At 63.4% G+C, this 21,768-nt stretch carries 22 protein-coding genes; 9 read left to right on the forward strand and 13 right to left on the reverse strand.

Annotation, left to right across the window (positions count from 1 at the left end):
• Nucleotides 1-11 precede the first annotated feature (11 nt).
• Nucleotides 12-437 (forward strand): hypothetical protein, encoded by a 426-nt coding sequence (locus HU766_RS03230; RefSeq protein ID WP_033697920.1) that lies wholly within the window; start codon nt 12-14, stop codon nt 435-437.
• Nucleotides 438-488: 51 nt separating this feature from the next.
• Here the strand turns inward: HU766_RS03230 and HU766_RS03235 are convergent, their stop codons facing one another.
• The 3 genes from HU766_RS03235 to HU766_RS03245 all read right to left on the reverse strand — a co-directional run bounded on the left by HU766_RS03235 (nt 489) and on the right by HU766_RS03245 (nt 1,934).
• The gene (locus HU766_RS03235) at nt 489-680 is read right to left on the reverse strand and encodes a metallothionein (protein ID WP_077068409.1); all 192 of its coding nucleotides are present in this window, start codon (nt 678-680) and stop codon (nt 489-491) included.
• Nucleotides 673-1,140 (reverse strand): phosphotransferase system, HPr-related protein, encoded by a 468-nt coding sequence (locus HU766_RS03240; protein WP_186653344.1) that lies wholly within the window; start codon nt 1,138-1,140, stop codon nt 673-675. The genes HU766_RS03235 and HU766_RS03240 overlap by 8 nt, the downstream gene beginning before the upstream one ends.
• Before the next feature lie 92 nt (nt 1,141-1,232).
• Entirely contained in the window at nt 1,233-1,934 is a 702-nt protein-coding gene (locus HU766_RS03245; RefSeq protein ID WP_186653346.1) for a GntR family transcriptional regulator, read from the reverse strand.
• 95 nt (nt 1,935-2,029) lie between these two features.
• Between HU766_RS03245 and HU766_RS03250 the strand changes: the two genes are divergently transcribed.
• Nucleotides 2,030-2,773, forward strand: coding sequence for a FadR/GntR family transcriptional regulator (locus tag HU766_RS03250; RefSeq protein WP_047583192.1), 744 nt, complete (start codon nt 2,030-2,032; stop codon nt 2,771-2,773).
• Here HU766_RS03250 and HU766_RS03255 read toward each other — a convergent pair.
• From HU766_RS03255 to HU766_RS03290, 8 genes are all read right to left on the reverse strand, one after another.
• On the reverse strand, nt 2,761-4,557 hold the full coding sequence (locus HU766_RS03255) for a glycoside hydrolase family 28 protein (protein WP_238338551.1): 1,797 nt from the start codon (nt 4,555-4,557) through the stop codon (nt 2,761-2,763). The two genes, HU766_RS03250 and HU766_RS03255, sit on opposite strands and share 13 nt — an antisense overlap.
• A 41-nt stretch (nt 4,558-4,598) precedes the next feature.
• Entirely contained in the window at nt 4,599-5,375 is a 777-nt protein-coding gene (locus HU766_RS03260) for an ABC transporter ATP-binding protein (RefSeq protein ID WP_033697925.1), read from the reverse strand.
• 10 nt (nt 5,376-5,385) lie between these two features.
• Nucleotides 5,386-6,225: an ABC transporter ATP-binding protein gene (locus HU766_RS03265; protein ID WP_033697926.1), complete on the reverse strand. Its 840-nt coding sequence runs from the start codon at nt 6,223-6,225 to the stop codon at nt 5,386-5,388.
• An 11-nt stretch (nt 6,226-6,236) separates the two neighbouring features.
• Nucleotides 6,237-7,154, reverse strand: a complete 918-nt coding sequence (locus HU766_RS03270; protein WP_033700042.1) for an ABC transporter permease — start codon at nt 7,152-7,154, stop codon at nt 6,237-6,239.
• Between the two features lie 62 nt (nt 7,155-7,216).
• On the reverse strand, nt 7,217-8,827 hold the full coding sequence (locus HU766_RS03275) for an ABC transporter substrate-binding protein (RefSeq protein WP_186653351.1): 1,611 nt from the start codon (nt 8,825-8,827) through the stop codon (nt 7,217-7,219).
• 54 nt (nt 8,828-8,881) lie between these two features.
• Complete coding sequence (locus tag HU766_RS03280) at nt 8,882-9,919, reverse strand: ABC transporter permease (protein WP_033697928.1); 1,038 nt, start codon at nt 9,917-9,919, stop codon at nt 8,882-8,884.
• 66 nt (nt 9,920-9,985) lie between these two features.
• Complete coding sequence (locus tag HU766_RS03285) at nt 9,986-11,545, reverse strand: ABC transporter substrate-binding protein (protein ID WP_227697305.1); 1,560 nt, start codon at nt 11,543-11,545, stop codon at nt 9,986-9,988.
• A 120-nt stretch (nt 11,546-11,665) separates the two neighbouring features.
• Nucleotides 11,666-12,820 carry a mandelate racemase family protein gene (locus HU766_RS03290; RefSeq protein WP_186653358.1) on the reverse strand — a complete coding sequence of 385 codons (1,155 nt, stop codon included), beginning with the start codon at nt 12,818-12,820 and terminating at the stop codon, nt 11,666-11,668.
• A 360-nt stretch (nt 12,821-13,180) separates the two neighbouring features.
• Between HU766_RS03290 and HU766_RS03295 the strand changes: the two genes are divergently transcribed.
• Entirely contained in the window at nt 13,181-13,906 is a 726-nt protein-coding gene (locus HU766_RS03295) for an oligogalacturonate-specific porin KdgM family protein (RefSeq protein WP_186653364.1), read from the forward strand.
• A 78-nt stretch (nt 13,907-13,984) separates the two neighbouring features.
• Entirely contained in the window at nt 13,985-14,815 is an 831-nt protein-coding gene (locus HU766_RS03300) for an NAD(P)-dependent oxidoreductase (protein WP_186653370.1), read from the forward strand.
• 20 nt (nt 14,816-14,835) lie between these two features.
• Here HU766_RS03300 and HU766_RS03305 read toward each other — a convergent pair whose 3' ends face one another.
• A complete protein-coding gene (locus HU766_RS03305; protein WP_238338552.1) occupies nt 14,836-14,994 on the reverse strand; it encodes a hypothetical protein in 159 nt (52 codons plus the stop codon).
• 234 nt (nt 14,995-15,228) lie between these two features.
• On the opposite strand from HU766_RS03305, the gene ligD reads away from it, so the two are divergent.
• The 5 genes from ligD to HU766_RS03330 are packed head-to-tail and all read left to right on the forward strand — an operon-like array spanning nt 15,229 to nt 20,782.
• Complete coding sequence (gene ligD / locus HU766_RS03310) at nt 15,229-17,724, forward strand: DNA ligase D (RefSeq protein ID WP_186653373.1); 2,496 nt, start codon at nt 15,229-15,231, stop codon at nt 17,722-17,724.
• The gene (locus tag HU766_RS03315; RefSeq protein ID WP_186653376.1) at nt 17,724-18,767 is read left to right on the forward strand and encodes an acyl-CoA dehydrogenase family protein; all 1,044 of its coding nucleotides are present in this window, start codon (nt 17,724-17,726) and stop codon (nt 18,765-18,767) included. Before ligD ends, HU766_RS03315 begins: the two co-directional genes overlap by 1 nt.
• Nucleotides 18,764-19,513, forward strand: coding sequence for a PIG-L family deacetylase (locus tag HU766_RS03320; RefSeq protein ID WP_047583198.1), 750 nt, complete (start codon nt 18,764-18,766; stop codon nt 19,511-19,513). Before HU766_RS03315 ends, HU766_RS03320 begins: the two co-directional genes overlap by 4 nt.
• 10 nt (nt 19,514-19,523) lie before the next feature.
• A complete protein-coding gene (locus HU766_RS03325; RefSeq protein ID WP_033697940.1) occupies nt 19,524-20,123 on the forward strand; it encodes an SAM-dependent methyltransferase in 600 nt (199 codons plus the stop codon).
• Nucleotides 20,120-20,782: a glycosyltransferase gene (locus HU766_RS03330; RefSeq protein ID WP_186653381.1), complete on the forward strand. Its 663-nt coding sequence runs from the start codon at nt 20,120-20,122 to the stop codon at nt 20,780-20,782. Before HU766_RS03325 ends, HU766_RS03330 begins: the two co-directional genes overlap by 4 nt.
• Nucleotides 20,783-20,880: 98 nt before the next feature.
• On the opposite strand, the gene HU766_RS03335 is transcribed toward HU766_RS03330, so the two are convergent.
• Complete coding sequence (locus tag HU766_RS03335) at nt 20,881-21,741, reverse strand: Ku protein (protein ID WP_186653394.1); 861 nt, start codon at nt 21,739-21,741, stop codon at nt 20,881-20,883.
• Nucleotides 21,742-21,768 lie beyond the last annotated feature (27 nt).

Raw genomic sequence — 21,768 nt, forward strand, 5'->3', positions numbered from 1 at the left:
GGAGGTAGCGTATGCGAGTCGCTCTGTTGATGATGATGCTCACAAGCTTTGCCAGCACCCATGTGCTGGCAGAGGCCTGCAATGTGCTGACCCGTTCCTCCAGCGAAGCCGTCAAGCCGGTTGAGCAGCACACCTGTTACAGCTACAGCAACCTGCCTGCCGAAGCGATCAACTGGTCGTGCAGCAACGAGAGCAAGGACATGCTCAGTACGCAGAAGCAGAAAGTCGCGCGGTGCGCGGATGGCAGCGTAGGCAGTTGCATCGCGCCCTTGACCCAGGAAGCCTTGGCCAACCCCAAAGCCGGGGGTGGGCAACCTTCGACACGGCCGGCGTTGTCCAAGGATGCGCGGGTGATTACCTACTATTACGACACGCCCAGCCTTGGCCAGGCGCGGGCAGATTGCGAGCGCAGCGACGGGATCTGGCAAACGCATTGACCCGTAGTGGCGCCTTTTGGGGCTGCTCGCAACCCCAAAAGGCGGTCCAATTCACACCGCGCTGTCGTCGTCCTCGACTGGCCGCGACGCCTCAGCGCAATCACAACCGCTCATGCGACACGGCTCGCCATTGCGATGCCCCGACGCACAGGCTTCACAGCAATACGCCTTGCCCTCTTGTTGCAAGGCATTGACATCCACCGTGCAAGAACAGTGGGCACAGGCACAGCGTTGCTCATTCATGGGGTTTGTCCTCCTCGTCTACTACGTCATCGGTCCAGGGTTCACCGTCCAGCGGCGCCGAACGCGCCAGCTCAGCCTCGTCCAGGCCGAACCCGCCGCCAATTTCGCCCGCACCGACCCGCCGCAAGGACTGGTCAGCCGGGCCTTCGCCGTCACCGGCTTCATACGGGTCACGGGCACCGGTCTCGTCCAGCAAGGTGTCCGGGCTCATGTCGTCATAGGTGACATTATCTTCATGGAGGCTGTCGCTCAGCGCCTCGCCGCCCGTCATGCCGGCTTCGGCGACACGTTTGGGCGCAAATTCCTGGTCGACTTCACGGGCAGGTCGCTCGTCACCCACCCGCCCTTCGCGTTCGTCGTTATGGTCATCGAAGTCAAGCTCGTGGACACTGCCCAGGCGGTCTTCGGTGTCGTCGATTTCCGCTGGCGTGTAAGGCTTGGGTTGATCGGGGCGAGACATGTGCGTTCTCCGTCAGTTGGCTACAACCGGTCGACTGCGCTACCCCCGGGAAGATTCAGAGTTTTTCACGCCGGCGTCTGAACGGCATTTTTTCAAGCCGGCGCCTGAACGGCGCTGCGCGCGCGATGCAGGGCATTGGTCAGATGCAGCCGCATGGCGGCCCGAGCGGCATCGGCGTCGTGATGCTCGAGCGCAACGTACAGCTGCGCGCGCTCACGCACGTGCTGGGCGCGTTGCCCGTCGCTGAGCGTGCGTTGTGCGCCGCTCATCAAGGTATCGGCCAGGTGCTGCATGGCATCGATGAAAAAGCTGTTGCCGGTGCACAGGGCAATCTGCAGGTGAAACTCGAAGACGATACGGGTGCTGTCCTTGTGCAGCGGCCCCACGGCATTGGCATCGTCCAGCGCCGCGCGAATGGCCAGCAACTGGCCGGGTGTAGCGCGTTGCGCAGCCAGCGCAGCGCACTCCACTTCAAGGCTCAGGCGTAGTTCGAGCAGTGCCACCGCATCAAGGGCGCTGCCCTTTTCATGTGGATGGGCTTGAAGGTCGCCCGGCCGGATGGTGTCCATCACGAACGTACCGATGCCACGCCGGGTTTCTACCAGGCCCTCGGCCTGCAGCCGCGACATCGCCTCGCGAACCACGGTACGGCTGACCTTGCGCGCTTCGGTGAAGGCTTGCTCGGTCGGCAGCTTGGTACCGGCCGGCAGTTCGCCGGCCAATATGCTGCGCGACAACTCCAGCACCAGTTGCTGGGCCAGGCTGACCCGTCGATCAGGGTTAACACGCTCCATGGGAGGATCCATTCAAACCAGACGATGGAGGATTGTAACCGCAGTTTTGCCGCAAAACGCACTATAATGCCTGCTGATCAGCCAAGAGCACGACGATGTCGGACTTCAACGCCACCGCCCAAATCAAACCGCGCCGCCTCGCCGAATCGCTGGTCGAGCGCTTTGCCCAACGCATGCGCGAGGGCACCCTCAAGCGTGGCGACAAACTCCCCACCGAAACCCAGATCATGGCCGCCGAAAGCGTCAGCCGGTCGGTGGTGCGTGACGCCTTGTCGCGGATGCAGGCGGCCGGCCTGGTCGAAACCCAGCACGGCGTCGGTACCTTCGTCCTCGATATGCCGGCACCGGAAGGCTTCAACGTCGGGCCGGCGACCATCATGCTGTTGTCCGACGTGCTCGACCTGCTGGAGTTTCGCCTGAGCCTGGAGGTGCAAGCCGCCGGCATGGCCGCCGAACGGGCCACGCCCCAGGCCATCGACGAACTGGAACAGGCGCTGAAGGCGCTGCTGCAAGGTCCGGAAAAGTCCGGTAGCACCACCAACGCCGACTTCCAGTTCCACCTGAAAATCGCCAAGGCCGCTGGCAACCCCTACCTGATCGACATCATGAAGCACCTGGGTACCAAGCTGATCCCCCGCACCCGGATGAACTCGGCCTACACCGGGCAAAGCAATCGCAGCACCTACCTGGCAGGCATCAACGCCGAACATCAGCAGATCTTCGACGCCATCGTCAGCAGGCAGGTCGATGCCGCCCGTGCGGCGATGTTCCTGCACTTGAGCAACAGCCGCATGCGCCTGCGTGAGGCGCAGAAGCTTCAGGCGGTCTACAGCGAGTGAGCGGGCTCAGGGGCTGGCCGTACATCCTTGAACACCAGCCCTTCGCTGCTACCGACCTGCCAGGGGTTGCCGGTGCCGGCTTCGCTGAAGTGAACCGCCTCGAACCGTGAGCCTTGCAGGCCGTCGATCTTCACCTTGGCGGGCCCGCTGAAGCGCACGCGCTCGAAGGCCAGGCCTTGGTGATAAGCGCCATGCAGGCTGTCGCCCTTGACCTCGATCGCCGCCAGTTGGGCGTTCTCGACGGTGACATCGCTGACCCGCACATCGCGGAACTGCCCCGCTATCGTCGACTTCTGGTAGTCCAGCTTGGCATTGGGGTCGTTGTAATCGAGGGTAAAGATAAACGCCTGCTTGACCGTGTTGCGCATCGCCGAATCGCGGAATACCACGTTACGCGCCCCACCCCCCATGAAGTTGGTGCTCTTCATGCGCAAGCCGGTATCGGTGCCGTCGGAGACGTTGTCCTCGGCCAGGATGTTCTGGATCCACGCCCCGGTGTGGCTGCCTGCGACGACCATGCCGTGGCCCTTGCGGAAGTAGTTGTTGAAGATCCAGGCGTCTTCCTGGGGCTTTTGCCTGACCGCATCGGCGCCCGTGCCGGCAGCGAAGTTGACGCAATCATCACCGGTATCGAAGAAGTTGTTGAACACCATGGCGCCACGGCTGTTGGCGAACTCGATGCCATCGCCGTTGTTGGCGTCGTAGGTCTTGTGCGTGGTGTTGGCCAGCACCACGTTTTCGGTCTCCAGGTTCATGATGCCGTGGTAGGCCGGGTTAAGCACGGTGAAGCCACCGTAGAAGACGTTGGTGACATTGCGCAAAGTGACCAGCGACGAGCGCATCTGGCCATAGGCGTCCTTGACGTTCATGCCCTCGGCTACTGCACGTTCGACCTGGGCTTTGGCCAGCAGGCCGTCCTGCAGGTAACGGGTATTGTCGCTGGGCAGGTAGAACGGCAGCGCCTGGCCACGCTCGTCGAGCACGTCGGCGTGGCGCTTCCAGCCGTTGCCGTCGATGACGCCCTTGCCGACAATGCGGATGTTCTCGAATGCCTGGTGCTTGCGTGGGTCACGCGGCAAGGCGTTGATCAGCGAGGCCGGGCGCACGGTGGTGGAGTACGGGTACTGGATGTAGCCTTGGCGTGGATAGTCCTCGGCGCGCTCGGAGCCCAGCAGCGTCGCGCCCTCGGCGATTTCCAGGGTCATGTTGCTTTTGAGGTACAGCGAGCCGCTCTTGTAGGTGCCGGCGGGCAGCAGCACTTTGCAGCCTGCTGTGCAGGCATCGATGGCACGCTGGATCGCGACAGTGTCGAGGGCGCGGCCGTCTCCCTTGGCGCCGTACTGTTTGACATCGAACAACGCCGGCACGGCGGTGGTGCGTTGGGTGATGACGGGGCTATCAGCCGACTCTTTGCCGTCGCGGCCCACCGAACGCACGGTGAAGCGGTATTCGGTGTCGGGCGCCAGGCCCTGCGCGGTGTAACTGTGGATGGCGATGCGGTGATGGAAATTGCGCGTGTCCTGCTGGTAGAAGTGGTCGATGTAGGGTTTGGCGGGCGATACCTGGCCGTTGTTGGCGTTGCTGCCCCCGAGCAGCTTGCCGTTGGCGTAGACGTGGTAGTCGGTGATGGCGGCGTGGTCGGCCGGTTTTTCCCAGACCAGGATGATCTGCTGGTCGTCATAGGCCAGCGTCGGCACCTGCAGCTTGGTGGGGGGCTCCATCGCCCACAGCGGCAGGCTGCAGCTGATGGCCAACGTGGTCAGAAGTGGTCTTGCGTACGGCATTTTTATCTTCCTTGTAGTTGCCATTGCGGTGAGGTGGCTGATCAGGCGGATGCCACGCGCGGCGACTCGGCACTGAAATCGCGGCTGGCTTGCACCAGCATGCGGGTGTAGTCGTGGCAGGCCAGGTCCTGGCTCAAGGCCTGGCTGTCCAGGCGCTCGACAATCCGCCCCTGCTGCATCACCGCCACCTTGTCGCACAGGTGGCTGACCACACCCAGGTCGTGGGTGACCATCAGGTAGGTCAGCTTCTCGCGCTGACGCAGGTCCGCCAGCAGGTTGAGAATCTCGGCCTGCACCGACACATCCAGCGCCGACGTCGGTTCATCCAGCAACAGCACGCGCGGTTCGAGGATCAGCGCCCGGGCGATGGCCACGCGCTGGCGTTGCCCGCCCGACAACTGGTGCGGGTAGCGGTAGCGGAAGCTGTCGTTAAGCCCGACCTTGAGCAAAATGTCGTTGATGCGGTCGTCGCGTTCGCCCATGCCATGGATGGTCAGCGGCTCGCGCAACGCGGTGTCGATGGTGTGCCGCGGGTGCAGCGAGCCGTAAGGGTCCTGGAAGACCATCTGCACCTTGCGAAAATGTTCCTTGCTGAGCTTGTGTTGCAGGGGCGCCCCGGCAATGCTCAGCGCCCCGCTCCAATGCCGGTACTGGCCGGCCAGGCAGCGCAAGACCGTGGTCTTGCCCGAGCCCGACTCGCCGACCAGGCCGAACGACTCGCCGTCTTCTACCGTCAGGTCGACGTCGTGCAGCACCTGGTTGCAGGCAGCGCCCACACCGAAGCTCAGGTTCAGCGATTGTGCTTGGATCATGGTCATGTCAGTTACCTCAGCAGGTGAGCCACAGCGGGTCGCGTTGCAAGACCGGCAAGCGCGGCCGGCGGTTGTCCATGCTCGGCAAGGCTGCCAGCAGGCCACGGGTGTACGGGTGTTCGGCGTACTGCAGGTCGCAGGCGGCCAGCGATTCCACCACCCGCCCGGCGTACATCACCAGCACCCGGTCGCAGTAGTTGCGGACCAGGTTGAGGTCGTGGCTGACGAAGATCAGGCCCATCTGCTGCTCGACCACCAGCTCTTCGAGCACGTTGAGCACTTGCTGGCGTACCGACACATCGAGTGCCGAGGTCGGCTCGTCGGCGATGATCACTTCCGGGTTGGTGATCACCATCATGGCAATCATGATGCGCTGGCCCATGCCGCCGCTGACTTCATGCGGGTACAGGTTGTAGACCCGCCCGGGGTCACGGATATGGACCTTTTCCAGCATCAGCAAGACCCGCTCGCGCGCTTCGCTGCGGCTGGCCTTGTGGTGCGCGAGGTACGCCTCGGCGATCTGCTCGCCGACCTTTACCACCGGGTTGAGCGAGTACTTGGGGTCTTGCATGATCATCGAGATGCGCTGGCCGCGAATCTTCTGCATGGCCTTCTCGCTGGCGCTGAGCAGGTCGACATCACCGAACTGCAGGGCCTTGGCGGTGATCTGCGTGCTACCGGGGTGCAGCTTGAGCAGGCTGCGCCCGACCGTGGACTTGCCCGAGCCGGACTCGCCGACGATGGCCAGTTTTTCCCGGCCCAGGGTGAACGACACGTCGCGCACCGCATGGGTTTCTTTCTTGCCATTGACGAAGCGCACGTTGAGCGAATCGACAGTGAGTTTGAGCGTCGACATAAAGCCTCCAGTTACTCGCTACGCGGGTCGAGAATGTCCCGCAGGCCATCGCCCAACAGGTTGAACGCCAGGCTCACCAGCATGATCGCGGCCCCCGGCACGGCTACCAGCCACCAGCATTCGAGCATGTAGCGCCTGCCGGTGGAGATCATTGCGCCCCACTCCGGCAGCGGCGCCTGCGCACCCAGGCCAAGAAAGCCCAGCGCAGCGGCGGTCAGAATGATGCCGGCCATGTTCATGGTCAGGCGGATGATCACCGACGACAGGCACATCGGCACGATGTGGCGCAGGATGATCCGCGTCGGCGAGGCGCCCTGCAGCTCGACCGCGACGACAAAGTCGGCCTTGCGCAACGACAGCGTTTCGGCGCGCGCCAGGCGTGCGATCGGTGGCCACGAGGTCAGCGCGATGGCGACCACGGCATGTTCCAGGCCGGGGCCCAGGGCCGCGATGAACGCCAGCGCCAGGACCAGGCTGGGGAAGGAGATGAAGATATCGGTGATGCGCATGAAAACGGTGTCGACGACGCCGCCGAAGTAACCCGACACGGTGCCGATGAACAACCCGATCGGGCCGACGATGACGGTTACCAGGGTAATGATGTACAGGGTGATGCGTGAGCCATACACCAGCCGGCTGAAGATATCGCGGCCGTATTCGTCGGTGCCGAACCAGTGCGCTGCACCGGGTGCCTGCAAGGCATTGGCGAGGTTTTGCACCACCGGGTCATGGGTGGCGATCCAGGGTGCGAAGGCGGCCACCACGACCAGCAGCAAGGCCACCAGCAGGCCCGCCAGGGTCATCGGGTTGCGCAGCAGGTGGCGCAGCACCCGCAGGCTGCTCTTGTACAGCGCGTCGACGCTCGACGCGGGTGCGCGGTCGGCCTGCGCCTTGTCGCTTGAAACGGTAGAAGACAGGTTGGCAATCATCGGCATGCTCTCGATGTGAACTCATGGCCACCTGGGGCACCCGCAGGCGCCCTCGGCAGTGTTCAGCGTTGCTTGTAGACGCCCAGGTAACGGGTCGCCTCGGCGTCATCGCCGGTGAAGCCCTTGACGTCCACCGCGCTGACTGCGGTGTCGGTCATCTGCGAAATCATCATGATCGGGCCGACCTGTTCGTCGTAACGCTTCTGCGCCTGGTGGTACAGGTTCAGGCGCTTGCCAGGGTCTCGCTCGACCCCGGCCTGCTCGATCAGCGCATTGAGCGGTTGATCGAAGAACGATGCACGCCAGCCCTGGAAGTTGGGCAGGCCGGCCGCGTCACTGTTGTCGGGGTTGTAAGCGAAGGTGCGCAGGCTGAAGTAAGGGTGCGGGTAGCGCTCGGCGCCGCGGGCGACGATCATCTCGAAGTTGCGTGCGCGCATTGCGCCGTACACCTGGTTGCCGGTACCGGTGACGATGCTGGCCTTGATGCCGCCCTCGGCCAGGGTCGCTTGCATGCGTGCGGCAATGTCGATGAAAGGCGGTTCGGACAACGTCCGCAGGGTGGTGCTGAAGCCTTGCGGGTAGCCAGCTTCGCTCAGCAACGCCTTGGCCTTGGCCACGTCGAGCCGGTAGCCAGGGTCTGGCAGGCGTGCGTCCAGGCCCAGTTGCATCGGCTGCTGGTTGAGCAGGCCATAGTGCGGCATGACCTGCTCGTCGATCCCTTTGTAGTCGATCAGGTAGCGCACGGCCTCACGCACTTTCGGGTTGGCGAACTCGGGCTGTTTCATGCTCATCGCCACGTAGTACAGGGTGCCCCGTTGCAAGGGCTGAACCTGCAGCGTGCCGGTGCGCTCGACGGCCTTGATGTCGGGCGCGGCCATGCCATAGGCCAGGTCCAGGTCGCCGCGTTCAAGCATCAGGCGCAGCGACTGTGATTCGGTCATGTGTCGCACCAGCACCCGCTTCATCTTTGCCGGGCCTGCCCAGTAGCCGTCGAAACGGTTCATCACCAGCGCATCGTTGGCGCTCCACTTGGCCAAGGTGAACGGGCCGCTGCCGGCTTCGTTGGTGACCAGCCAGGCGGCGCCGAGGTCGCCATTCTTTTCATGTTTCAAGGCCTGCAGGCGGTCGACGATGACCGCACTGGGCGAAGTTGCCAGCGAGTCGATCAGCAGCAGCGGGTCGGTCGGCTGTGGCAGGCCGATGACCAAGGTGTGTGCGTCGCTGGCGCGAATCAGTGCCTGAATGTTGTCGACGGTGTAGCCGTAGGCCTTCCAGGTAGTGGCCAGGCCGTAGTTGAGCTTCATCACGCGGTACAGCGACCAGGCCACGTCCTCGGCGGTAAGGGGGTTGCCGGAATGGAACGTAACGTCAGTGCGCAGGTGGAAAGTGATCTGCTTGCCGTCTTCGCTGATGGCCCAGCGTTCGGCCAGCTGTGGCAGGTGTTTTTCCGGGTTGCCCTGGTCGCGCTTGACCAGCGTGTCGTACAGGTTGGCATTGACTCCGGAGGCATCCAGGCCCGGCGCGTTGGCCGGGTCGATGGAAAACAGGTTGACCATGCTCATGCCGACGATCAACTGGTCGGCGGGGGTCTTGGCCTGCACGGCAGCCATTGGCCCAAGCGCCAGGATCGCACCCAGCAGGCTCATGTGCAGCGGGGGGAGTACAGTCTTCATGTGGGCGTCCTTCTTTTTATAGTTATGCAATGTGTTCACGCGGCCCGCTGGGGCTCAGCGGGTCCTTGGGTCGAACACCTTGTACAGGGCATCGCTGATCAGGTTGAGGGCGACGAAGATCAGGCCGATCACCAGCACGCAGCCCATCACCGCGTTCATGTCACCGAGCATCAGGCTGCTGGTGAGGTATTGGCCGAAACCGGGCCAGGCGAACACGGTCTCGATCAGTACCGCGCCTTCGAGCAGCGAGCCGTAGGCCAGCGCGACGACGGTCAGCAACTGCACGAGGATGTTGCGAAACGCATGGCCCCAGACCACTTGGCGCCGCGACAGGCCCTTGACCCGCGCTGTGATGATGTATTCCTGGGAGAGCTGCTCGAGCATGAAGCTGCGCGTCATGCGGCTGATATAGGCCACCGAGTTCAGCCCGAGGATAAGCCCCGGCAAGATGATGTGGCGCAGCGCACTGCTGAAGGCTTCCCAGTCACGCGCCAAGGCCGTGTCGATCAGCAGCAGGCCGGTCACGTCGGGGACCATGCCGTCGTAGGCAAGGTCGATGCGCCCTGCCCCGCCGGCCCAGCCAAGCCAGGCGTAGAACACCAGCAGGCCCATCATGCCGACCCAGAAAATCGGCGTGGAGTAGCCGAACAGGGTGATGACCCGCGCCACATGGTCGCCCAGCCGGCCCTGGTTGCTGGCGGCGACCACGCCCAGTGGCAGGCCGATGAGGATGCCGAACAGGATCGCCAGCGTGGCCAGCTCGATGGTCGCCGGGAACACCCGCTTGATGTCGTCCAGCACCGGGTGGCCGGTGAGCAGCGCATTGCCGAAATCGCCGTGCAGCAAATCGTTGAGGTACAGCCCGAACTGGGTCCAGATCGGTTTGTCCAGGCCCATGGCCTGGTAGACCTGCTCATAGGTGGAGCTGTCGGCATCCGGACCGACCACGGCCAGCACCGGGTCCAGCGGCATCACCCGACCAATGAAGAACGTCAGCGCCAACAGGCCAAGCAAGGTCACCAGCACCGTGCTGGCCCGTCGGGCAGTGGCAGACACGCGGGTGCCCAGCACAGAGGCAGTCGAAAGCAACATAACAGGCTCCTGAAAAAGCGTTCAGCAAACACCGAGGCGTCAGGGGCGCGCACGCCCCCGTCCCGCTCATCGCGACTTGTAGACGTCTTTGTAACGGGTGGTGGCCGCGCTGTGGGCCTGATAGTTCTGCACGTCGTGGTACAGCACCACGGTGTCGGTCATCTGTGAAACCGGCAGGATCGCGCCAACCTGGGTGTCGAGCGTGTTCTGGATCTGCTGGTACTGGGCCAGCTGCCGGGCCTTGTCGGGTTCGACTTCGGCCTGCTCGATCAGGCTGTTCAGCTCGGGGCTATAGAACGAGGTGCGCCAGCCCTGGAAGTTGCTCAGCTTGGCTTCGTCACGGTTGTCCGGGTTGTACACCAGGGTGCGCAAGCTCGAATGCGGGTGGCGCTCGGCACCGCCGCCGCCACGGCCGACCAGGATGTCGAAGCTGCGTTCGCGCATGGCGCCGTAGATCTGGTTGCCGGTACCGGTGACGATGGTGGCCTGTATACCCGCCTGGGCCAGGGTGGCCTGCAGGCTGGAGGCAATGTTGATGAAGGGCGGCTCGGTGAGCACGCGGATGGTGGTCTTGAAGCCGTTGGGGTAACCGGCTTCGGCCAGCAGTTGTTTCGCCTCGGCCACGTTCAGGCGGTAGCCTGGGTCGTCCAGGCGTGCCGGCAGGCCCAGCGGCAGTGGCCGTTGATTGAGCTGGCCGTAATGCGGCATGACTGTCTGGTTGATGCCCTGGTAGTCAATCAGCGAGCGTACCGCCTTGCGCACGCGGGCGTCGTCGTAGGGCTTTTGCTTCACGCTCAGCGCCACGTAGTAGAGGGTGCCGCGCTGCACGGTCTCGGTGCGCACCTTGTCGGACTTCTCCAGCGCTTCGATGTCTGGGGCGGACATGCCTTTGGCCAGGTCCAGGTCACCGCGCTCTACCATCAGCCGCAGCGACTGCGATTCGGTCATGTTGCGCATGACGATGCGCTTGAGCTTGGCCGGGCCGCCCCAGTAACCGTCGAAACGGCTCATCAGGATCACATCATTGGCGCGCCAGTCATTGAGGATGAACGGCCCGCTGCCGGCAGCATGCGTGGTCAGCCAGGCGGCGCCGAGGTCATCGCCCTTCTGGTGCTGCTGGACCACCTTGCGGTCGAGAATGAAGGCACTAGGCGATGTCGCCAGGGTGTTGAGCACCAGCAGCGGGTCGGTCGGCCGCGGCAGCTCGAGGACGAAGGTGTGCGCATCACTGGCACGCATGTACTGGGCGACATTGCCTGCCGTGAAACCGTAAGCCTTCCAGGTCGAGGCCAAGGCCAGGTTGAGCTTGAGGATGCGTTGCAGCGACCAGACGACGTCCTCGGCACTGAAGGCATTGCCGGACTGGAACGTGACGCCCTCGCGCAGCTTGAACGTGAGGGTCTTGCGGTCATCGCTGACCTGCCAGCTTTGCGCCAGCGCCGGCACCAGTTGGTCCGGTTGCTGCGCATCCTGCACCAGCAGCATGTCGTACAGGTTGGCGTTGACCTCGGAGACGTCCAGCCCGGTGGCACCGGCTGGGTCCAGGGACAACAGGTTGATCATGCTCATGCCGACGATCAACTGGTCGGCGGGTGTCTTGGCCAAAGCAGTGGGTGCCGAGGTCATTGCCAGCGATGCGGCAAGGACCCCTGCCCAGAATGTGGGAAGTACGCTCATGTGAGATTGCCTTTTTATAGTTATTGGACTCTCGGGCGGCGCGCACTGTCGCGCGCCGCCATGCACGGGTCAGAAGCGCTGCAATGTATGGGTCTCGACGTAGTCGAAGTCGATCTCTTCACCCAGGCCAGGCAGGTCCGACAGGTGGACGAAACCGTCCTTGTCCATCGGGTCGACCAGGCGTTTGAGGTAGGCCGGCACCTCGTCATAGTCGAGGAACGGGTGCAACAGGCCGCGCTCGTACCAGGTGCAGTTCTTGATGGCCCCGACCACGGCCAGGTTGGCTGCGCCGTTGCCGTGGATTTCGCAATCCATGCCGAACGCTTCGGCCATGTGCGCCACTTTCAGGCACGGTGCAATACCGCCGACCCCGGCAACCCCGGCGCGCAGGATGTCACACACGTCATGCTTGACCCAACTGGCCCGGCTCAGGTGCTTGCCACCCAGGCTTTCCGGGCCCAGCACCGGGATGTCCAGCTGGCCGGCGAGCCAGGCATAGGATTCGGCAGAGTCTTCCATCATCGGTTCTTCGAACCAGGCGAAGTTGAGCTTTTCCAGGGCGCGGCCGATGGTCAGGGCGTCGGTACGGCTGTACCAGTGGTAGCCGTCGATCATCAGTGCGATGTCGGGGCCGACCGCTTCGCGCACGGCGGCGCAGGCCTTGATGTCCATGCTCACGCTGGGCGCGAAGGATACCGGCGGCATCCAGGTGTGCAGCTTGATTGCCTTGTAGCCACGCTTGACCAGGGTTTCGGCAAAACGCCCGTATTCCTCAGGGCTGGACAAGCCGCCTTCGAGCTCGTCGCCACACATGGTCGAGCCATACGCAGGCACCTTGTCGCGGTAACCGCCAATCAGCTTGTGCACCGGCACGTTCAGCTTGCGCCCGGCCCAATCCCACAAGGCCTGCTCGACCAGTGCCAGGGCGCGATCGGTCAACTGGCTGGCGCTGCCGCGTTGCCAGTGCGCAAGGTCGTGCCAGATCTTCTCGCGATCAAAGGCATTGGCGCCTACCAGCACTTTGCGCACGAAACCATCGAGTACGTAAGGGCGGATCAGTTCAGGGGCACCCAGTGCATAGCCTTCGTTGCCGCATTCGGTGGTGATGCGCAGCAACGCCATCTTGGCCTGGGTCACGTCACCGGGGTGGGCATGGCCGGCACTGTCGACAGCGCGGCGCGTGGGGTAGGAAAAAACCTGGACGTTTACAGCAGTGATGATCATGGACGTCTGAGCCTTCTTATTGGATTTGTGGCGGGTGAGTCACGCTCTGGAGGCAATCCTACGTCATCATACAACTTTTGAAAAGCACCCCTTTAGAACTTTCAGATCCGGCCTTTGCGAGCCCCTATTTTCGTCTTTTGGGACGTGCATCGCATTTTAATGTTCGTATAGAACCCTCTAGAAAGCGCATTTCAGGCGCTTTAAAAGAAGTCATCCGACAACCACCCAAGAAATCGTAGACAACCCAAATGTTGTACGATAACTTTGCCGCATCTGATCGCGGCACCTACCCCCCCACCGCATCCGATGGTGACCACCCGCTTCAAAACGACCTCAACAAAAACAAGAAAAGAAGATCGAATGAACACCACACTCCGCAATCTCATTGCTGTCAGCACACTCGGCCTGTCTTTCTATGCCTGCGCAGACTCGGCCAGCCTCAACTACCGCCACGGCTACACCGAAGACGACAGCATCCATTCCGACCGCATCAAGCTGAATTACCGGATGGAAACCGGCCTGGGGTTCGCCGCCGAGATCAAGTACAAGACCGCCGGCGACCGTGAGGACGTGGCCTACGACAACATGGTCAACAACGGCCATGAGTTCACCGTGGACTACAACTACAAGCTGAGCCCCAAGTCGACCCTTACCCCGGCGTTCCAGATGGACAGCTCCAAGGACGCCACCGCCTACAAGTTCGGCTTGAAGTACAGCTACAAGATCAGCGACACCTGGTACGTCGCCACCCGTGTGCGGCATGACGCGCGCAACCTCGACCGCGACCAGATCGATCATTCCAAGGCGGACCGAGCCAAGGACAACCAGAACACCACGCGCCTCGAAGGTTGGCTGGGCTACACCCCGAAAGGCCCGTGGGCCTTCGAGTACCAGTACATTCACTTCGATACCGACTACATCCGCTACGACAACAAGAAGAGCGACTACGAGCAGAACCTGAGCATCAAGTACAAGCTCAACAAGCAGTGGGCGCCGTTCATGGAGGTGGGTGACATCAAAGTCAACGCCTATACCGATGACCGCCAGGCCCGCTGGCGTCTGGGCGTCCAGTACAACTTCATGTAATGCCGCGCTGCCGGGGGCCTGCCAGGTAGCCCGGCGTCATCGCTACCCCCAACGACCTTTAAAGCCAAGGTGCTGACCATGACCACACTCGCCTCGCCCACTTCGGGCAAACCCTTCAACCGCTTGCTGCTGACCGGCGCTGCCGGCGGGCTCGGGCAGATCCTGCGCGAAGCCTTGCAGGCCCACGCCACTGTCGTGCGCGCTTCAGATATCAGTGCGATGGCGCCAGCGGCTGGCGACCATGAAGAGGTGATCAGTTGCAACCTGGCGGACAAGGACGGGGTACTGGCGCTTGCCCAAGGCGTGGACGCCATCGTTCACCTGGGGGGCATTTCCACGGAGCGTGCGTTCGAAGACATTCTCGACGCCAATATTCGCGGCACCTTTCATGTCTATGAGGCCGCACGCAAGCACGGCATCAAGCGGGTAGTGTTCGCCAGCTCCAACCATGTGACTGGCTTCTACCCGCAGGACGAGACGGTGGATGCGCAGTCTGTGCGCCGCCCGGACTGCTACTACGGCTTGTCCAAGTCGTATGGCGAAGACCTGGCCACCTTCTACTTTCACCGCTACGGCATCGAAACCGTGAGCCTGCGCATCGGCTCGTCATTCCCCGAGCCACGCAACCTGCGCATGCTCTCGACGTGGCTGAGTTATGCGGACCTTGCGCACCTGGTAGAACGTGCGTTGCTCGCCGAAAACGTTGGCCACACCGTGGTGTATGGGGTTTCGGCAAACCGTGAGCTGTGGTGGGACAACCGCTTCGCCGCGCACCTGGGCTTCAACCCGCAGGACAGCTCGGAGCACTTTCGCGAGAAGCTTGCGCAACAGCCCAAGCCTGCTGCTGACGATGCCAGTGCGCACCTGCAAGGTGGCGCGTTCACCGCCGCCGGCCCTTTCGGTGACTGAAGGCGCCAACGCCAGCGGGCTCAGGCCATCAGGATGCTCACCAGCATCTGCGTTGGTGTGCTCAGCTCCACGTCCTTGCGCGTAACCACTTCGTACGGCTCACTGCGTGACTTCAACTGCAACGGCAGGCGCGCCAGCATGCCGTGATCCACCGCGACCTTGGTGACATCCCACGGCATCCTTCCCGGCGTATCGCAGCCTGCCTGTCGAACGACGCGCAGTGGTTCTGGATGCCATTGCCGACGAACTCGATGCGCGAGGCTAGCCGTTCAGCCTGCTGAGGGCCGCCGTGCAGCCGCCCCGACGAACACTGGGGTGCCCTGAGGGGGCGGCTGCCTATACGGAAATTTTGAACTCCCTTCGCACCGCCCTCTCCCACCTGAAGAGCCCCCGCGATTCTTCAGGACCCCGCCATGGCCAAGCCCCTGCAGGAGTACCAGCGCAAACGCGACTTCAATGCCACGCCCGAGCCCAGCGGTAACCGTGGCCGAGGCAAGCAGCCCCATGCCCTGCAGTTCTGCATCCAGAAGCACGACGCCAGCCACCTGCACTACGATTTTCGTCTGGAGCTCGACGGCACCCTGAAAAGCTGGGCGATCCCCAAGGGCCCTTCGCTGGACCCGAAGGTGCGCCGGCTGGCCGTACACGTCGAAGACCACCCGCTGGACTACGCCGACTTCGAGGGCAATATCCCGGAAGGCCACTACGGCGCAGGCGACGTGATTGTCTGGGACCGGGGCATCTGGGAGCCCGAGGGTGACGCGCAGCAGGCCTATACCAAGGGCAAGCTGCGTTTTCGCTTGCAGGGCGAGAAACTCAATGGCGTATGGAACCTGTTTCGCACCCACCTTGGGGGCAAGAAAGAACAGTGGATGCTGGTCAAGTCGCACGATGGCGAAGCCCGCAGCGAGGCCGAGTACAGCATCGTCGAGGCTCAGCCCGACAGCGTGCTCAGCGAGCGGACCCTGGTCCCCAGGGTGCGAAAAACGGCCGGCAAGGCGGCGCCCCGTAAGTCACGCAAACGCAAGGCCAGCGCCCAGCAGGCCGCGCTACCCGATACGCTGCAACCGCAACTGGCCACGCTGGTCGACTCGCCACCGGCCGGCGATTGGTTGTACGAGGTGAAGTTCGACGGCTACCGGATTCTCGCGCGCATCGACGGTGATGACGTACGCCTGTACACCCGCAACGGCCATGACTGGACTGCCAAGCTGCCGCATCAGCGAGCCGCGCTGCGCAGCCTTGGCCTCGATTCCGCCTGGCTGGACGGCGAAATGGTGGTCAACGACGCCCATGGCGTGGCGGACTTCCAGGCCCTGCAGAACGCCTTCGATAGCGAAGACGATCAGCACATCCTCTATTACCTGTTCGACCTGCCCTTTCTGGGCGGCCAGGACCTGCGCCAATTACCGCTGCAAGAGCGGCGCAACACCCTGCAGCAGTTGCTGGACCAGGACGATTCGCAATGGCTGCGGTTTTCCGAAGGCTTCGATCAGCCGGTCGACTCACTGCTCGACAGCGCCTGCCGCATGAAGCTCGAAGGCCTGATTGGCAAGCGCGCCGACAGCCCCTACACCGGCCGGCGCAGTGCCGACTGGATCAAACTCAAGTGCCAGCAACGCCAGGAATTCGTGATAGTCGGCTACACCGACCCCAAGGGTAGCCGCAGCGCCTTTGGCGCGTTGCTACTGGCTGTGCACGACGAAGGCGGCGCGTTGCGCTATGCCGGCAAGGTGGGCACCGGCTTCAGCGTGGCCACCCTGGGCAGCATTCATGCGCGGCTCAAGCCTTTGCAAACGGCCAAACCACCCTTGAGCCAACCACCGACCGGTGCCGAAGCGCGGGGTGTGCATTGGCTCAAGCCGACCCTGCTGGCCGAAGTAGCCTACGCCCAGATGACCCGCGACGGTGTGGTGCGCCACGCGGTGTTCCATGGGCTGCGGGATGACAAACCTGCCACCGCCATCGATCTGGAGCACGCCATGCCTGGCAAGTCCGTCGCCAAGCCCAAGGCTCAGCGCAAACCCGAGGCGCTGGGCGAACTGCGCCTGACCCACCCTGAGCGCATCATCGACGCCACCCGCGCAACCACCAAGCGCCAGGTGGCCGAGTACTACGCGCAGGTCAGCGAGTGGATTCTGCCGCAACTGAAAAACCGCCCCGTGGCGCTGGTACGCGCCCCCGATGGCCTGGCGGGTGAGCTGTTCTTTCAGAAAAACGCCGACCAGTTGCACATCCCCAATGTGGTCAGCTACGACAAGAAAGCGGCCGGCCAGGCCGCCATGGTCATCAACCGCGCCGACACCCTGCTGGGCGCGGTGCAAATGAACATGCTCGAACTGCATACCTGGAACGCCACCGACAAGGATTTCGACAAGCCGGACCGCTTCATCCTCGACCTGGACCCGGACCCTGCGCTGCCGTGGAAGGCGATGCTGGAGGCCACGCAACTGACCCTGACCCTGCTCGACGAGCTTGGCCTGAAGGTGTTCCTCAAGACCAGCGGCGGCAAGGGTATCCACCTCGTCGTGCCACTGACCCGCAAAGCGGGCTGGGACGAGGTGAAGGATTTCAGCCATGCCATCGTCGATTACTTGGCCAATCTGTTTCCCGATCGGCTCAGCGCCGTGTCGGGGCCGAAGAACAGGGTCGGGCGCATCTTCATCGACTATCTGCGCAATGGCCAAGGCGCTACTACCGCCTGCGCCTACTCATTGCGGGCGCGTGAAGGCCTGCCGGTGTCCGTGCCCATCTGGCGCGAAGAGTTGGCGCAACTCAAGGGCGCCAACCAATGGCACATCGGCAACCTGCACGAACGCCTTGCCGAAGTGGACGACCCATGGGCCGACATGGGCAAGACCCGTCAATCGATCACCGCGCGCATGCGCAAACAGCTAGGGCTGGGCTGATGAGCATCATTCAGGACTTTGATCTGAACAACCTTGACCGCCTGTTGCGCGCCTTTACCGAACGGCCGCAGGCGCTCAACCTCGATACCCAGCTGCCAACGCTGATCCAGGCGTTGCAGGCTGACCACCTTGACCTGCTGCCCTTGCCGGGCCAAGGCAACACCTTGCGGCGGTGGCAGAGCCTGGCACGCATCGCTGGCTGTGACATGGCCCTGGCCAAACTCTACGAGGGCCATACCGATGCCTTGGCGATCCTTGCCGAATGCGGCGCCGCGCACCACGCCCAGGAGGGTATCTGGGGCGTGTGGGCTGCCGAACCGCCGAATGCCCGCGCACGTATCGTCGAACGCCAGGGCGAGCAGGTGCGCCTGGCTGGCCGCAAGGCTTGGTGTTCAGGTGCCTTGCAGATCGACCGCGCGCTCATTACTGCCTGGGGTCATGACGAACAACCGCAGCTGGTAGCGATAGAGCTGTCGCACCCCAGCCAAGGCTTGAACATCGAGCACTGGCAAGCGGTGGGCATGGCCACCACGGCAAGCGTCGAGGTCGAGTTCAACCATACACCCGGCATCGCCATCGGCAAGCCGGGGCAGTATCTGTCGCGCCCGGGCTTCTGGCACGGCGGGGCTGGCATCGCGGCCTGCTGGTACGGTGCGGCGGAGGCATTGGCCGATTACCTGCGCGAACACTGTCGCAACCCGCGCCCCGACCCGCATGCCGACGCCCACCTGGGCGCGGTCGACGCGGCCTTGCTTGGCGCCAGGGCAGCGCTGCGCGAGTGTGCAGCCTTGATCGACCGCGAGCCAAGCGCGGATGCCAGCTTCGAGGTGCGGCGCACCCGCGCGCAGGTCGAACAGGCCGTCGAGCAGGTGATCCATCACGTGGGGCGGGCACTGGGTGCCTCGCCGTTCTGCCGCAGCAGCCACTTTGCCCGGTTGAGCGCCGATTTGCCGGTCTTTATGCGCCAGAGCCACGCCGAGCGTGACCTGGCGGCCCTCGGACAGCAGCTGGCGAACCTGCCAGCAGGAGCTTGGCAGTTATGAATTTGATCGCGTCCAGTAACGGCACCCCCTGGGCTGACTGGCAGCATGCCGCGCACCTGGCCAGGGCCACCTGGATCGACCCCGGGCAACTGTGCCCGCCGGGGCGTCGCCTGGTACTGATCGCCCCCCACCCAGATGACGAGATTCTCATGGCGGGCGGCTTGCTGGCGGGCTTCCACGGGCGCGAAGAAGACTTGGTGCTGATTTCGGCCACCGATGGCGAGGGCAGCCACCCAGGCTCCAGGCACTGGACCGAGCACCGCTTGCGCAGGCAACGGCCGCTGGAGAGCCGCCACGCCCTGCAACAGCTCGACCTGGACCTCAACCGCCTGGACTGGCGCAGGCTGCACCTGAAGGATGGCGCGCTGCCGCGCGACGAGGCCTTTCTGGTCAACCACCTGAGCCAGCTGCTCAAGCCCGACGACCTGCTCATGGCCACCTGGCGCAACGATGGCCATTGTGATCACGAAGCGGTTGGCAGGGCCGCCGCGCAATCGGCACTGGCGCGCAAGGTGCAACTGGTGGAGGTGCCGGTATGGGCCTGGCACTGGGCGCAACCGGACGACCCTCGCCTGCCCTGGCCGCGGGCTCATCGCGTGCAGCTCGATGAAGCCCGCCTGGCCCGCAAGCGCAAGGCCCTGGCTGCGCACGCCAGCCAGCTGGAGCCGGATGACGGCCAACCGCCCGTGCTGCCCGCCGCTTTGCAGGACTGCCTGCTACAGCCATTCGAACTGGTGTTCTTGTAAGGGAATCGACATGAGCCTCGACGCGCAATACTTCGCCGACCTCTACGCCAGCAGTGAAGACCCCTGGGCCTTCCGCACCCGCTGGTATGAAAAGCGCAAACGTGAGCTGGTCATGGCCAGCCTGCCTCGCCAATGCTACCAGCGTGTATTTGAACCGGCCTGTGCCAACGGCGAACTCAGCGCCTTGCTGGCCGAGCGTTGTGCCGACCTGCTGTGCCAGGACCTGGACCCGACCGCGGTGGGCCTGGCCCGTGAACGCCTCGCGAACGTGAGCCACGCCTCGGTTGAACTAGGCAAGCTACCGGGTGACTGGCCCGGGGGGCGCTTCGATCTCATTGTGTTGAGTGAACTGGGTTACTACCTCGACCCGACAGACTGGCTGCAGGTTATCGAGCAGTCGGTCGCCAGCCTGAGCTACGACGGCGGCTTGCTGGCCTGTCACTGGAAACACCCGATCGCGGGCTGCCCGCAGGATGGCCGCGAGGTGCACCGGATGCTGGGCAAGCATCTACCGCTGTATCCGGTGTATCGCCACGAGGAAGCGGACTTTCTACTCGAATACTGGTCATGCCAGCCCAGCGTGGTGGACCTTGACGAGACCTGCCCATGATTGCCGTGGTGATCCCCGCGCACAACGAGGCGCGACGCCTGGGCCGGTGCCTGAAGGCGGTCAAGGTCGCTGCCGCGCAGGCCGAACAAGTGGGCTACCAGGTCAGCATCCTGGTGGTGTTGGACCGCTGCAGTGACGGTAGTGCGGCGGTGGCCAGGCGTCATGGCGTGCAGACGCTGGACGTTCACGCCGGCAACGTTGGCATGGCACGCAGGGCTGGGGCCGCCAAGGTGATCGAACAAGGCGCCAGCTGGCTGGCCTGTACCGATGCCGACAGCCAGGTGCCGCCGCACTGGCTGCTGTCGCAACTGGCGTTTGGGGCAGATGTGGTCTGTGGAACGGTGCATGTGGAATGCTGGCAGCCTTGGCAGAAGGCTGCCTTGCGTCGGCTGTACCTGAGCCGCTACGAGGCGCGTGAAGGGCATCGGCATATTCACGGTGCCAACCTTGGAGTCAGCGCGCAGGCTTATCTGCAGATTGGGGGCTTCCAGCCGTTGCCAGCGCATGAGGATGTACAGTTGGTGCGCGACCTGGAAGCGCAAGGGGCGCAGATTTCGTGGACGGCACGGCATAGCGTGGCCACCAGCAGCCGGCGGGACAGCCGGGCGCGGGAGGGATTTGGGGATTATTTGGCGAGCCTTGAGGTGACGGTGTCGTAATTGGGGTCCTGGGGCTGCTTTGCAGCCCTTTCGCGACGCACGGCCGCTCCTACACCGATCGCGTTCTTTTGCACTGCCCCCAAAATCTCAGCCATGGCTCAAGAAGCCTTGCGCGTACGCTTGGCAGGTTTCTTCTCGGGCTCGGGCTTTTTCTTCCCCGCCGCCGCACCCTTGCCGCCCAAGCTGCGTTTGAGCAGTTCGGTAAGGTCGATAATATCGGCACCTTTCTCTGCAGTACCGCCCTCGCCCTTCTCCACCACGCTGATCTTGCCCTTGCTGGCTTTCTCTTCCACCAGGTCCATGATGGTCTGGCGAAAGGCATCCTGATACTCATCCGGCTGCCATGCGCCGCTCATGTCCTCGACCAGCCGCTTGGCCATGTCCAGTTCACGTTTGTCCACTTTGGTATCGGTCACGCTCTTGTCCAGCTCCAGCGTCTCTAACCCGCGCACTTCCTCGGGCCAGCGCAGGGTGATCATCACCAGGGCATCATCCAGCGGGCGCAGCAGCGTCAAGTGCTGACGGGTATGCAACACCACCGTGGCCAACGCCACCTTGCCGGTGCTGGCCAGCGTTTCGCGCAGCAACGCATAGACCTTGCCGCCGCGGCGGTCGGGGCTCAGGTAATACGGGGTATCGAAATGCTGCAGGGGAATTTCGCCGGCATCGACGAACGAGAAGATATCGATGGTCTGAGTCGCTTCAGGCCGGGCCGTGCGGATCTCTTCCTCGCTGATCACCACATAACGGCCTTTCTCGTACTCCACACCTTTGACGATGTTGTCCTTGTCGATCTCTTTGCCGGTGACTTTGTTGATCCGCTTGTAACCGACCGGCTCCATGCTGCGTTTGTCCAGCCAGTCGAAATCGACCCGCTCGGTGCGCACCGCAGTATTCAGCGAGACGGGGATGTGCACCAGCCCGAAACTGATCGCGCCCTTCCAGATTGCCCTTGCCATGGTTAAGTCACCTCCCTCCAGCCCTGC

Origin of the sequence: Pseudomonas sp. SWRI77, from assembly GCF_014269105.1 — a bacterium.
Lineage (GTDB): Bacteria > Pseudomonadota > Gammaproteobacteria > Pseudomonadales > Pseudomonadaceae > Aquipseudomonas > Aquipseudomonas capeferrum.

Bases quoted from the DNA above. Each gene is read 5' to 3' on its own strand.
- HU766_RS03230 (WP_033697920.1), top strand. From the start codon at position 12: ATGCGAGTCGCTCTGTTGATGATGATGCTCACAAGCTTTGCCAGCACC.
- HU766_RS03235 (WP_077068409.1), bottom strand. From the start codon at position 680: ATGAATGAGCAACGCTGTGCCTGTGCCCACTGTTCTTGCACGGTGGAT.
- HU766_RS03240 (WP_186653344.1), bottom strand. From the start codon at position 1,140: ATGTCTCGCCCCGATCAACCCAAGCCTTACACGCCAGCGGAAATCGAC.
- HU766_RS03245 (WP_186653346.1), bottom strand. From the start codon at position 1,934: ATGGAGCGTGTTAACCCTGATCGACGGGTCAGCCTGGCCCAGCAACTG.
- HU766_RS03250 (WP_047583192.1), top strand. From the start codon at position 2,030: ATGTCGGACTTCAACGCCACCGCCCAAATCAAACCGCGCCGCCTCGCC.
- HU766_RS03255 (WP_238338551.1), bottom strand. From the start codon at position 4,557: ATGCCGTACGCAAGACCACTTCTGACCACGTTGGCCATCAGCTGCAGC.
- HU766_RS03260 (WP_033697925.1), bottom strand. From the start codon at position 5,375: ATGACCATGATCCAAGCACAATCGCTGAACCTGAGCTTCGGTGTGGGC.
- HU766_RS03265 (WP_033697926.1), bottom strand. From the start codon at position 6,225: ATGTCGACGCTCAAACTCACTGTCGATTCGCTCAACGTGCGCTTCGTC.
- HU766_RS03270 (WP_033700042.1), bottom strand. From the start codon at position 7,154: ATGATTGCCAACCTGTCTTCTACCGTTTCAAGCGACAAGGCGCAGGCC.
- HU766_RS03275 (WP_186653351.1), bottom strand. From the start codon at position 8,827: ATGAAGACTGTACTCCCCCCGCTGCACATGAGCCTGCTGGGTGCGATC.
- HU766_RS03280 (WP_033697928.1), bottom strand. From the start codon at position 9,919: ATGTTGCTTTCGACTGCCTCTGTGCTGGGCACCCGCGTGTCTGCCACT.
- HU766_RS03285 (WP_227697305.1), bottom strand. From the start codon at position 11,545: ATGACCTCGGCACCCACTGCTTTGGCCAAGACACCCGCCGACCAGTTG.
- HU766_RS03290 (WP_186653358.1), bottom strand. From the start codon at position 12,820: ATGATCATCACTGCTGTAAACGTCCAGGTTTTTTCCTACCCCACGCGC.
- HU766_RS03295 (WP_186653364.1), top strand. From the start codon at position 13,181: ATGAACACCACACTCCGCAATCTCATTGCTGTCAGCACACTCGGCCTG.
- HU766_RS03300 (WP_186653370.1), top strand. From the start codon at position 13,985: ATGACCACACTCGCCTCGCCCACTTCGGGCAAACCCTTCAACCGCTTG.
- HU766_RS03305 (WP_238338552.1), bottom strand. From the start codon at position 14,994: ATGCCGTGGGATGTCACCAAGGTCGCGGTGGATCACGGCATGCTGGCG.
- ligD (WP_186653373.1), top strand. From the start codon at position 15,229: ATGGCCAAGCCCCTGCAGGAGTACCAGCGCAAACGCGACTTCAATGCC.
- HU766_RS03315 (WP_186653376.1), top strand. From the start codon at position 17,724: ATGAGCATCATTCAGGACTTTGATCTGAACAACCTTGACCGCCTGTTG.
- HU766_RS03320 (WP_047583198.1), top strand. From the start codon at position 18,764: ATGAATTTGATCGCGTCCAGTAACGGCACCCCCTGGGCTGACTGGCAG.
- HU766_RS03325 (WP_033697940.1), top strand. From the start codon at position 19,524: ATGAGCCTCGACGCGCAATACTTCGCCGACCTCTACGCCAGCAGTGAA.
- HU766_RS03330 (WP_186653381.1), top strand. From the start codon at position 20,120: ATGATTGCCGTGGTGATCCCCGCGCACAACGAGGCGCGACGCCTGGGC.
- HU766_RS03335 (WP_186653394.1), bottom strand. From the start codon at position 21,741: ATGGCAAGGGCAATCTGGAAGGGCGCGATCAGTTTCGGGCTGGTGCAC.